Raw genomic sequence first — 13,058 nt, forward strand, 5'->3', positions numbered from 1 at the left:
TAGGTTAGTTTGAACCTGTGTAAGGCTCACAAATTTAGGATTACTTTTTCTGTACTTTTATCACTCCTCCTTGTTCAGTGAACCTGACATTGGTCATCGATTCAATGACGGTCAACAAGTCGCCCAGCCTGGCTGTCCGGTCAAATGCGCCTGTAAACCGCAAAGACTTGGTCGAGGGATCCTGAAATGCGAAATCTACATCATACCAACGTTGTATCTTAAGAACCATATCCTCGAGTTTCATCCCTTGAAAACGCACTGTACCTCGAGTCCAGCTAGTGTACAATTCAGTATCTACATCCTGAACTCTCGACTTCGAGCCCTCTGTTAAAAATTGCTCTCCAGGGGACAAAATATATGCTTTATCCGACTTGGCTACCTCAACCTTACCTTCTACCAAGGTGATATGCTGAACTCTATCCTCTGGGTAACTGCTTACATTGAATGTTGTGCCTAGGACACGCGTCCGCATCCCGTTACTGTTTACTGAAAATGGTGCATTTGGATTTTTGGCTACTTCAAAAAGAGCTTCTCCTGACAGGTCTACATCTCTATGAGTTGAAGCAAAGCGCAACGGATAATGGAGCTTACTCTCTGCATTAAGAAATACTTTGGTACCATCATTAAGCACTAACTGATAGCTACTTCCTTTCGGAACAATGATATCGACCCACTGTGTTCCATCGGTGGCCCTATCATCAACATCCATATGTAAGACTCCTTCGCTGTTATTTCCTAATGTCAGACCATTTTCTAAATGTAAAGTCCCCTGCTCGGTATTTAGATCCATCTTAGTCCCATCAGCAAGCTGAATATAAGCTGTGGTATGTTGATCCATTTTCCGCTCCAAAACCGAGGTTAGTTCATTAGTACTAGAATGATCCAGGTTTCTTAAAACTGCCAGTAAAGCAAAAATACCAACGAATATTGCACAGGCGGCTGCCACTACATATCGGCGAATCGCTATGATTTTAGGTTTAACCACTAATCGGCGTTCTACATTAGCCCATGCGTGATCGATATCGATGGACTCAAAACGATCAACAAGTATATAATCATCAAGTGAACGGTTGATTTTTTCATAGTTTTCCTCATTTTCGACAGCAGCATCACGCCATGCGCGCAATCTATCGGCTTCGCTATCGCTAAGCTTTCCAGATCGCTCATTAAGAATCAAGTCGTAAATAATATCCTGCATAGTTTATCTCTATTTATACGCTATCCTCAGCAAAGAGGAAGATGGTATTGGCTTCGTTCTGATAGTATGACAGGATTTAGATGCAAATGGGTGACAACAAAAAAATATTTTTTTTTGAAGCACCATTCTTTGCTATTTTAAAATTCGGGTACAGATGCAGAAAAGCATAAATAAGGCCATATCATCGTCTTTGAATATAGTACGCAATCGGGCGAAGGCACGCGAAAGACTGGTTTTTATGGTATTTGTAGATATTTCCATCTCTTGTGCTACGTCTTTATATTTACGCTTATCGATAACTATAGCTCTGAAAATCATCTGAGTCCGTTCAGGAAGCTTGTCGATTTCATCATGTACTTTTTGAATATATGTGGCCCAGGCGCCTTCATCAAAAGGCTGTTCCTCAGCGATGTCGGTTAACTCATCCAAGGCATATTGCTTAACAGCCTTCAGACTTTCCAGTCTATTCAGGCATGCATTCCTTACAGAGGTGTATAGATAGGAGTACAATTTGGAATCTACATTTTGCAGCGACTCTCTCTCCCATAACCTGACAAATACTTCTTGAACTAGATCTTCTGCTTCATCCAGCCTATCTAAATATTGACCAGCATACATTACCAGTGGTCTATAAAATTGTCTAAAAAGAGACTCTAAGCCTTTTTTATCTTTCATTTTTATGGACTCTAAGATTGACTTTTCAGTATGTTGCATGGTGATTTAATTCCAGATGTATCGTCTCGGAAAATTGATTATCGGACAATTTTAAAGAAAACTTTGAACAGTTCAAAAAGTAAAGTTTAGGAAACAATCATTTTGAATAGATTTTTGTCTAACTTGGATACAGAACCTAAAATGGAAGCTTATGTATACTTTATCACAGAATTTTGCAGACTATATCCAAAAGGTAGAGCTTGCAGGGCAAACATCCTACCCCATGCAAGAGGTCTTGAATACGTTGTCAAAGAAAGGTACTTTGCTGACAGATATCGAAGCTATCTTAGTAAAACATGGTATTATGGATATCAGCTACATGAAAATAGAAGCTATTGATTTCTTAATCAGTTATGCTCACTATATCTTGGAAGATGATGTTATCAGTAATGCTGAAAATTATGACTTTACGGCTTTAAAAAGAATTTTTAGAATAAAGGAAGGCGATTTCTATATCAATCGCAATGAAGAAATAAAAGAGATTCTACAAAAGGAATTTCTTCGAATATTCTCGGATAAATACGTAGATAGAAGAGAAGAACTCGAGGAGGTAGACCTCCAAGGTTTGTTCAATCTAAGTTACGATCAGTTTGAGGACATCAAGAGCGAAGAGGTCATCTCGGCACTTTTGAGTGGGGCCAATCCCAAAGACCTGAATATAGCAAAGCTACCAAAGGGTTTTAAAATAAAATAACGTTGCGTATATATTACTGATGCCACTTACCTAACTGGCTCCCTACTGACGAGCAGACCACACTATCTTTAAGACATTGCATCCATCTCCCTCAGAAATCTAGAATAAAAGCCCAAAAGACTTACCAGCCCGCCAGCTATCCCCATGGCTATAAATAACCATCTAATCCCAATAAGCTCACCCAAAGGCGAAGCTATGCCCAATCCGATTGGTGCAGCAAGTGCCATAATAGTATTTAGCAAGGAAAGCACTCTTCCTTGAAATTGATTCGGAATTGTACTTTGTAACAATGCTGTCAGAGGTGCATTGATAAAAATAAAAGTAGTACCATTTATGAGCCACCACATGGCTGCCATCCAAAACCATGTCGGTGGTGTTAGAGCAACAAATGAAAGTGTTAAGCAACCAACAGTAGAGCCGAATAATATCCACCTTACCTTTCTCCTTGGAACGATAATAGCTACAATCGCACCACCTAAAAGCATTCCTACTCCTGCCAACCCTTCAATCAAACCGACCTGAGGAGCCCCACCATTAAAATACACTTTCACTAATAGCGGAATAAAGGTAAAAGAGGGCATAATAATTAAGACCACAATACCCAATAATCCATACAGCCTTTTCCAACCTGGGTTATTCCAGACCAATAATACACCTTCTAAAAATTCAGCTTTAATTTTAGCCATGGAATTGGAAGCTTGGCTTTTACCAAATTGTGGTATAGTAAAGAAAAACAAAGGAACTATTGCCAAAATAGCTGTAATTACGTCTATACTCAAAGCCCATCCCAAAGGCATAACACTAATTGCAAAAGCACCTAAAGGAGCACTGGCAACGATAGAAATTCCCTGCAACATTTGATTCAAACCAGCTGCTCTTGTAATAAAAGATTTTGGGACAAGCATAGCGGTACTGGCTGAACTCGCTGGGCTTTGAAAAGCCTGCATCCCACCTCTAATTGACATCATTACAAAGGCATGCCACAAAGCTATGCTATCCGTTAGAAACAGAATAATTAATACAACCATACAGAGTGCACTAACGGCATCAGATACAATCATTATAACACGACGATTGTATCGGTCTGCTAATACACCTCCTAAAGGACCTAAGAGTGCCTGTGGTAATAGTGCAGCCATACCTGCTATAGCAAGATAAGTTATACTACCTGTCGTATCGGTGATCCACCACATCAATACAAACTGAGTAAGTGACGAACCTAAGAGAGACATAGATTGTCCTATAAATATTGTCCAATATCTAGGTTTCCAGTTGTCGCTTACTTCGTGATCTTGAAGCTCTAATAGGTCTTTTTTTTACGTTTTTATGATTCTTAATGGTATTATGCTTATTTCAATTCCTGCACAGTGAGAAAACTTAAACGTTTAGCCAGCACTGAAAAGAATTTAGACAGCTTGTACAAAAGCGACCTCGTCTACAAAAACTTGATCAATATATCCGGTAATTTGAGGGCGTAACTGTATATTGTCTATGCACTATAAATTGGCTGAAAAAGTTTAACTAGGATCTACTTCAACCTTTCCTAAGGCAATTATCTCGGCTTCAATCTTGCCGGATTCTTCATATACCTAATCATTTGATTGATCACAAATTTATATCATGCACAGCGAAGGCGCCAACAACAAAAGTATACCACTTATGAGACTGTTTATTATAAAAATGACCGAAGTGTAGAAAATGGATGCTGAATTAAGAGACTTAGCTTTTATATAAAACATATTATTTGTGACTAACGCACATAGCAAATCGACTCACAAAAATGAAGATTAGCTTTATTTTTCTTTTATACGAAAAAGTATCCTGACAAGAATTTCCAATAGAAATCTCAAATGTATCCATAAAGATATCGCGATTATCAAAGGATTCGATTTTGTTTTTATGAGACTTTAATATGAAATCCGTCAACGGAATAACTTAACAAGGTTTTTTTATATTTAATTATCCAATGACAAAGTTTGAGTGATACTCCCACACATTCAGGAAATCAGAAAATAAAGAGGGCGCAATTGATTTAATTGCGCCCTTTCTGCATTTAATAGTGCTATTTATTGATTCTAGCTTTTCTTAGCATACTCGATCATCGCCGAAAGTTCAGCGACTGCTGCAATCTGTCCAAGCAAATAACAATTTGCTTTATATGCTATCCATTATAATAGATTTAACATATTGATCAGATCCAATAAAAGATCGCTTATCAATAAAAATAGTTATCCTTTATTTGCTTTTTTTGCCGACTCGATTAATTCGTGCATCTCTAATTTAATATAGTCCACATTTGGAGACGAACCTGTCAAGAAATAGCGAATAATTCCTTCTTTATCAATGATAAATTTGGCAGGGATACCGTTTACACCGAATCTTGCAGCGAGATTCTTTCCAGTCTCCGCATCTTTCTGATCATCGTATAATACTTCAAACGGATATTTATTCTTTTGGATGAAAGCTTTCACCTTTTCTTTGTAATCAGCATCTCTTTCCCAAGTATTTATAAAAATGAACTCAACTTCTGGATCATCCGCATAGGATTGCTGAGCAGCTTGCATACCAGGAAAGGAACGAATACAGGGTTGACACCAAGTAGCCCAAAAGTCCAAAACAACCACTTTACCTTTTAAACTAGCTAGCGAAACTTTCTCGCCTTTCAGATTCAGCAATTCGAATTCAGGAGCAGCTTTCAAAACTGTACTTTTGGCGATATGCGCACGAATCGCTTTAACAACCTGCTGATCTAATCGTGTAAAATAGTTCGTCAACCCGTCGTCGGAACCATTTAAAGCAATATATAATTCAGTCATTTTGCCTTTGTACGTAAACGTACCTTGCGTATATAATATTTCTAGTTGCTGTAATGCTTCCAGTTTACGTCCGGCGGCTTCTAATCCTTGAAAATAGCTAGTACTGAATCGATCTGCTTGATCTGGAACCAAAGAAATAGCTCTCTCAATAATCTGTAACGCCTCTAACTGTCGCCCCTGATCATTGTAAATATTGACCAATTGCGAGATATACCCTGGATAGCCGATAGCTGCAAAACCCGCCTTATTGTCCTTCTGATTTTCCGGAAGGCTAATGTAATACTCAGCATCATCTATCGCCGTTTGGAGAAGTGGTAAAGCGGCAGCAGTATCTCCTTTTTGAAGCAGTTTGGTTGCAACTGGCACATAGCCTTGTGCTCTCCAAAAACGTTCATTCATTTTTCCGATATAAAACAGGGCCTTCTGCTTATCCCCTTCATCTGCAAATGAACGTGCTAAATCTGCTATTACGTAATCATAAGCCATCTTATCCACATCTGGTTTTATTGGCCAGGTCTTCGTTAAATAATTATAGCTCTTCTCTTTGGCTTTTACATTTTCTTGTTTGTAATACACCTCTTTGATATAGGCTCCTCGAGCTACTTCTCCCTTTGGAAATTTTTTAGCAATAACCGTACGTAGTGAGTCTGAACTCGTCTCATAGCCTAAACGAAAGAGGTAGTTGCTGGCTAGCTCGATTTCCTTTTCATTCTTAGAGGTTTTTGCTATTGAAAACAGCTCTTTTGCAAGGTCTTCTTTCTGCTCCTTGGTACCTGATTGCGCGATCTCATAATACGTATTGGATCTATCCTGAAAATTGCTTTGGGCGATACTGCTTCCTAAAAACAGCATAGTTGTTATAAATACAAATATAAATTTCATGATGTGTATGTCTCTTTATTATAAAATGTTATGAATCAGCCTAATTTTCATAGCCTGGGTTCTGTCCAAGTTCTTTATTTTGTAATCGCTGGCTTTCTGGAATTGGAAATAATGCGTCTGTCTCTTTCCAATCTGTTTTAATCGCAGACAGGACTGTAGTAGCACGACCTGTACGTTTAAGATCAAGCCACCTATGTCCATACTCGCCAAATAGTTCATGTAACCGTTCAGTTTCTATCGCTTCAAGCATTTGCTCTTTTGTCAATATACTGCTCACTCCTCCTAATCCAGCACGCGTACGAACCGCATCAATATCCGCTTTTGCTCCTGAAAGATTATCCCTGTGCGCTCGGGCTTCTGCACGGATAAGATATTGCTCGGACAGTCTTAGTAAAATATGATATTCATTGCCAGTTCCTGTAAATGCTTTATACTTGGAGATCGTATAATAAGTCGTATTGGAAACTACTTTTGGTACTATCCAGTTACTACGTCTTAAGTCTATTGCAGGTGTAGTCTCAAAGCTATTGTAAACAGCTTCCAGTAAAGTGTAATTAGGAATTGAGGTCGCCCCCGCTGTTACATAATTAAAACCAAAGGTAGTTACTGCAGTTAAATTTGCGATCTGTAATATGGTCTCGGCACTGCTGTTAATGAAATTAGCGGTAGGTGCCGTAAGGCTGTAAAGCTGTGTAGCACCGATAACCTTGCCTGCGTACAGTTCTGCATTGGGATAATCTTTACTATAAAGATATACCCTAGAGAGCAACGCGCTGGCTGCATGTTTATTGACTCGACCGCGTGGGGTTGCCTTGTAGTCTATTTCCAGCTTGTCCTCAGCATCTCGTAAATCATTAACAATTTGTCCATAGACCTCATCCGCCGATGCTCTGGGCAATTTAGCACTTTCAAAAGCTCCATTATCTGGCAGAAGGTTTAACGGAACACCCCCATACAAATTCACTAAATAGAAATAGACATACGCCCTCATGAATTTAGCTTCTCCAATTAGCTGATTCTTAAGAGAAGCTGTTAGGGATGTCGAAGACTCTAATCCCGTAATTGCATTATTTGCATTTTTAATCAACTGATAGGACATAGACCATAAATTAGCAACGCTTGAATTTAAATTAAGCAAATTATTGGTTGCAAATTCCGTCGTAGTCACGTCAGTGCCATTATATTGCAATTCATCTGCTGCTATCCCAGTAAACATGGAAGTCATCTGCGATAGATTCTGGTTATTAAAATTCCCAGCAAAAGCAACATATAATCCGCGGACCACGGTCGAAGCAGAGGCGTCCGTAGTAAAAGCATCTTTATATTCGACCTGGGTGGGCGGTGCACCTAAGTCAACAAAGCTTTCGCAAGAAGCTAACATCATCGCTCCTGTCCAAACAGATAGTGACATTATATTTTTTAAAATCTCTTTCATTTTAGTAAACGTTAAAATTGGCAATTAATCCCGAAAACAACTGTCCGTAATGGCGGCAACACCTGTTGCAGCGTACCTGTCCCTAATCCTGGAGGGCCTCCACCTATCGTTGTTTCGGTATCTAGCACATAGGGGTTCTTTGCCCATGTAAATAAGTTCTGAGCTTGTACAAATACCGAACAATTAGACATTTTAGCTCTAGATGCCCAGCTAGTCGGTAAGGTATAAGAAAGATTTACGGAACGTAATTTCAAGTAAGATGCATCGCCATATACAGCATCAGATTGGGTAAACTGGTTGTAAGACGCGCTGTTTGGGGCAGGTATGGACGTCTGTTTATTGTCTACAGTCCAATAATCTGCCCAGTATTCATTTTGATTTGTAAATGCACCTGGACGTGAATTTAAGATTTTGGTGACACCAAAGCGATGGTTAAACTGGAAGAAAACCCCTAACTCTAACCCTTTGTAGCTAAAGGTATTGTTGAAACCTCCATAAAATGGCGTGCCAAGGTCTGCGATATAACGGTCATCAGAGTTAATGGTTCCATTTCCATCCCGATCCTCATAAATTGCCTGTCCATTATCAGGATTGACACCAAGATAATGATATAAACGTATCAGGTTGATTGGTTCGCCAACGACATAACTGCTTGCATAATACGACTGTTCTAAACCCGGAAAATCCACAAGTTTATTTTTGTAAAAGGTAAAATTAGCGGAGGTTCTCCATTGGAAGTTTTCCTGTTGGATATTGCTGGTATTTAGCTCCAGTTCTAATCCCGTATTTTGTATTAGAGCTGGCAGATTCGTTTTAAAACTATTAACCCCCGATTGTGTAGCTAGGGAGGCGTCCGTTAACTGATTGCTAGAGCGATTTCTAAAGTAATTTGCCGTAAAAAGAATTCGGTCCTTCAAAAACCCCAGATCCATAGCAAATTCTAATTTCTTTGTCGTTTCCCATTGGATATTAGCATTAGGGAGAGTCACCACATTCATTGCGGGGCTTTGCAAATATGCTGTCGTAGGCGTATAAAGGGATAGGTGGATGTAGTTTGGTATCTGGTCATTTCCTGTCGTACCGAAACTTCCCCGGATTTTACCAAAACTAAGCACTCCATTATCTTTGAAAAAATCTTCGTTGGTAAAAATCCAGCCCAAACCGACCGCTCCAAAAGTTCCGAAACGGTTATTAGGTCCAAATCGGGAGGAACCATCGCGACGGAAGGTGGCGTTTATCAAATATTTATCTTTCCAGTCGTAATTTATTTTCCCGAATGCTGCAGCATATTTATAATAGACGATATTGTTGCTCGCAGTAAAATTTCCTGCAGCACTGAGCGACCCCAAAAGTGCATCAATCTCATAGTTTGTACCGTTTGTAGTCTGTGTGTGTGAGGAGTTTTGTTGAAAACTTCCCCCTAGCAGTGCTGTCAGACGTCCACTGCCCAAATCAGTTCCATAGTCCAAGGTAGGTTCTATAATCCAATTCTGAGCCTTCGTATTGGAAAATGATGAAGATCCCTTGGGATTATTGCTTGGATTTTGGGAAGCAATAGGTGTTTGGTTATTCTGTCGCAGCTGTGTGATGGTATAACCAAAATTCGCTTTTGCCGTCAATCCAGGCAAAATCTTGTAGGACAAGTTTGCATTAGAAATAAGATTATTTGTATTGCTCAATGCGCGTCGTTTTAAGAGCGCCAAAGGATTATTTACCGTGCTATTATTAACGACGACCCAATACAATTCATTATTTTGATTATACAACGGGTAATTAGGTGGAAGAGTATACGAAGAAGTAACGTCTGAAGCTGGCATATTAGAATCGTCATTGGCGTAGCTAACTGAAAGTGCTGCGTTGAACTTGTTATCGGACGATCGGTGATCTAGATTCAAACGAGAAGTAATACGGTTGTATTTATTGTCGTCGGGATAGACGGTACTTTCACTACGATAACCTGTATTAAAAAAGAACCTTGTGTAATCGTTTCCTCCTGCTAAATTTGCCTGAACATCAGAAACATGCCCGCGATCTCCAATAAGGAATTTTTGCCAATCTGTAGATTTTTTCTGGTCCCACTCCACCAAATCCGGTGCATTTGCTATTGTCGGAGTCGTACCATCATTCGTAAAAGCTTGTTTGCGAAGAGTAAGGTACTGGTCTAGGTCAAGCATAGGGATGAAACGATTGACTTCGGTATAACCTGTATTAAAGTTAACACCTATTCGCGTACGGCCAGATGTTCCCTTTTTTGTAGTAATCAACACCACGCCATTCGCACCTCTACTACCATAAATCGCTGTCGCATCAGCATCCTTCAGTACGTCAATGCGCTCAATATCTGCCGGGTTAATCATATTGAAAGGACTCAGCCCACCGGCTGATCCTGAAGATGAAAAAGCGTTCAAATTGTCATTAGCAGGCTGCGAGCCATTAAAATTTGTAAAAGGAACACCATCAATAACATAAAGTGGTATCGATCCAGAAGAGGTTGCGCTTAGTGAAGCCTGGTTTCGGACTTGTATCTGCACCGCACTACCGGGCACACCATTATTCTGCGCTATAAGTACGCCCGACATTCTCCCAGACAGGGCTGCTAGAGGATTGCTCACAGGTTGCGAAGTGATGTCTTTTGCCGTTAGCGAGGCCACAGATCCTGTGTTTTTACGGCGTGTGGTGGTACCGTATCCAATCACCACTACCTCATCTAGATTATCTTGAGACATCTCCAAAAAAACAACACCGTTCCTTTGAATTTCTTTTACAGACTTTACTACAGTCTTGTAGCCCAAATATTGAAATTTAATATTTACATCTTCGCTAGGCACTACCAATCCCCAATGCCCCTGCCGATCTGAAGCCGTACTACTATTGGTAAGATCCGTTTGCCTGTCCCAATTTTCAACTAATATAGTTACTCCTGATAAGGGATTGCCTGCCAAATCTTGTACTATTCCAGATATTCGTATGCCTTGTTCATCATCAGCGTCTTTAACAGAAAGAACTATATTCCCTTTATTAACACGGTATTGAAGTATTGTGCCGGAAAGGAGGACATCTAGTGTCTCTGTGATAGTACGTGTTTGCTTATCCAGTTTTACGACAGGATATTGGTTTACAACTTCAGAGGGATAAAAAACGGTTAGACCCGATACTTCCTGTAGATTTTTTAAGGCGTCTCGAAGTGTTAAGCCATTAGCCGATAAAACTATTTTTTTGGTATTAACGCCTTGTCCGACACCGGTATTGGCACCGAAAAGGCTCATAGCGAGCACCAAAAGTGGTAGACAGACTAAATTTACTCTCATAAAAAAATGAATATTTTGTCGCAAATACAGTGGGAAGCGGTCATAGATTTCCCTATTTGCAAAAACCAAGATTTTTTGCATTATTTGTTATGGATTTAAAATGGTTATAAATTTTTGATCTACTAACTCCCTCTTTGCTTCCTACGGCGGGGGAGTTTCTTGTATCTGTACTTCTTATGTCCTATCTATAGCTTTAGTTTCATGATTCATTTTTTTTTAGTTTTTATAATGATTAGTTACTTCTTTGTCTTACCTAATTACACCCTTTGCCATCAATAACGAAACTTCCATCAGCTAACTTATTAAAGCGCGCATTACGCACCGCACATAGCGTGCTTAATACGTCATCTATCTTTTCTGTCCCTTTAAACATGCCTGTCACAGGACATCCTGATAAAGCATCATTTTTAAACGTTATTGCTACACCATAACGACGTGACAATCGTCCAGCCAATTCGCCAAAAGGCATCTCCTCAAAATCCAAATCTGAGGCTGTCCATACCAACTCTTCATCTGCATGCACAGCTTGCTGGGTGGTCGTTGCGGCATCGATATCTATTCCCAACTGTTGATCAGCGATCAGCTCGGATAGAATTTTCTTTTCTTGCTCTACCCGCACTTTACCACGTTGTACAGTGACTTGGACCTGCTTACCATCATTGCGGGATTTAATCGTAAATGCTGTCCCCAAAACAATTGTTTTTATATTTCCCGCATAGACTATAAATGGCTTGCTCTCATCTCTCTTAATATCAAAATACCCCTCTCCGACTAAACGGACTTCACGTGTATTTCCTCCAAAGTCAGAAATCATCTCCAAGCTCGCACCGTAGCGCAATATAACCACGCTGCTGTCTGGCAGATTTATATATCGGTTTTCAGTCGTATCTGCTGAAGCTTGATGGGATACATACAACGACTGTCCCTGATCTACCGATTCGTTCTTCTTCAAACCTATCCAAAGAGATATTGATACGAATATGGCGACAGCAGCAGCTATCCAAGCATTTCTTTTGATACTGCTATCTTTAGTCGAGCGGAGACTTGTCGCCCTATTTGCAACAGCAGCCTGCATCTTGGCTTTCATACGATTTTTTACCTCTTGACGCTCATTTGAACTATCGGAGAACCATACAGTATCCTCCTGCAAATTGAGACGGTACCATTCAAGCAACCTCTTACGTTCGCTCTCTGTAGCAACGCCATCGATATACTTATCTACCAATTGTTCTATTTCTTGATTCGTCATTGTAGTGGTTAGTTATATATAGGTCACATGTGGATGCACTATACCCTAGTATTTTTTTAAAAAAAAATAAAACCGCTGATTAAAACAAAATAATCTTAAGGTATTTTAGGCCTTTTCGAATCGCTTTGAGTGCATTGGTAATATGCCATTCCACCGCCTTTTTGGATATAGACAGTTCTTCCGAGATTTCCCTATTGGTCATCTGTTCATCCCTACTGAGACGGAAGACCAGTTTACATTTGGTGGGTAGCTCTTCTACTAGACCATCGACATACTCTTTTAAAAACTTGGCTTCGATTTTATCGTCTGCTTTTACAAATTCATTGATATAGACCGCCTCTTCTATTTCTTTGCGACGTTTGGCGCTCTGTAAAAAACGAAAAGTAGAGAACTTAACGGCCGTGGCTAGATAATTGGGAAGATTATCTATTTGAAGCTGATCTTTACGTCTCCAAAGAGATATAAAGACTTCTTGTACGACCTCTTCAGCATGATCTTTATCTTTTAAAAACTTATACGATATAGCTAACAGATGCTCCCAATATTTATCGTACAAAGCATCCAACGCCTCTGCTTCACCACGCTTCAGCGCCTGTACCAATTGGGTATCTATATGGAGAGTATGTTTGGCCATTGTCGTAAACAAACTTAGAAAAAAAATACACAAATTGATGACTTTGTTATCTTTTCATACTCTATAACAAAACAAGGCTTGACACATTCTAGATCATAATACAGCTGATAAAAAGTCACTAGACAATT

General features: G+C 39.6%; 9 protein-coding genes. 1 reads left to right on the plus strand and 8 read right to left on the minus strand.

Annotation, left to right across the window (positions count from 1 at the left end):
• Positions 1–40 precede the first annotated feature (40 nt).
• Together M472_RS34615 and M472_RS34620 are read right to left on the minus strand one after the other, a co-directional pair.
• Positions 41–1,198 carry a FecR family protein gene (locus tag M472_RS34615; protein WP_021070523.1) on the minus strand — a complete coding sequence of 386 codons (1,158 nt, stop codon included), beginning with the start codon at positions 1,196–1,198 and terminating at the stop codon, positions 41–43.
• 132 nt (positions 1,199–1,330) lie between these two features.
• A complete protein-coding gene (locus M472_RS34620) occupies positions 1,331–1,912 on the minus strand; it encodes an RNA polymerase sigma factor (protein ID WP_021070524.1) in 582 nt (193 codons plus the stop codon).
• 151 nt (positions 1,913–2,063) lie between these two features.
• Here M472_RS34620 and M472_RS34625 point away from each other — a divergent pair, with 151 nt between their 5' ends.
• Positions 2,064–2,606, plus strand: a complete 543-nt coding sequence (locus M472_RS34625; RefSeq protein ID WP_021070525.1) for a hypothetical protein — start codon at positions 2,064–2,066, stop codon at positions 2,604–2,606.
• 68 nt (positions 2,607–2,674) lie between these two features.
• Here the strand turns inward: M472_RS34625 and M472_RS34630 are convergent, their stop codons facing one another.
• From M472_RS34630 to M472_RS34650, 6 genes are all read right to left on the minus strand, one after another.
• Positions 2,675–3,856, minus strand: coding sequence for an MFS transporter (locus tag M472_RS34630; RefSeq protein ID WP_051146130.1), 1,182 nt, complete (start codon positions 3,854–3,856; stop codon positions 2,675–2,677).
• Between the two features lie 978 nt (positions 3,857–4,834).
• Complete coding sequence (locus tag M472_RS34635) at positions 4,835–6,304, minus strand: TlpA family protein disulfide reductase (protein WP_021070527.1); 1,470 nt, start codon at positions 6,302–6,304, stop codon at positions 4,835–4,837.
• 40 nt (positions 6,305–6,344) lie between these two features.
• Entirely contained in the window at positions 6,345–7,739 is a 1,395-nt protein-coding gene (locus M472_RS0122790) for a RagB/SusD family nutrient uptake outer membrane protein (protein WP_021070528.1), read from the minus strand.
• An 11-nt stretch (positions 7,740–7,750) separates the two neighbouring features.
• Positions 7,751–11,047: a SusC/RagA family TonB-linked outer membrane protein gene (locus M472_RS34640; RefSeq protein WP_158499917.1), complete on the minus strand. Its 3,297-nt coding sequence runs from the start codon at positions 11,045–11,047 to the stop codon at positions 7,751–7,753.
• A 253-nt stretch (positions 11,048–11,300) separates the two neighbouring features.
• Positions 11,301–12,296 (minus strand): FecR family protein, encoded by a 996-nt coding sequence (locus tag M472_RS34645; protein ID WP_021070530.1) that lies wholly within the window; start codon positions 12,294–12,296, stop codon positions 11,301–11,303.
• 79 nt (positions 12,297–12,375) lie between these two features.
• A complete protein-coding gene (locus M472_RS34650) occupies positions 12,376–12,930 on the minus strand; it encodes an RNA polymerase sigma-70 factor (protein WP_021070531.1) in 555 nt (184 codons plus the stop codon).
• Positions 12,931–13,058: the final 128 nt, after the last annotated feature.

Origin of the sequence: Sphingobacterium paucimobilis HER1398, assembly GCF_000416985.1 — a bacterium.
Taxonomy (GTDB): Bacteria; Bacteroidota; Bacteroidia; order Sphingobacteriales; family Sphingobacteriaceae; genus Sphingobacterium; species Sphingobacterium paucimobilis.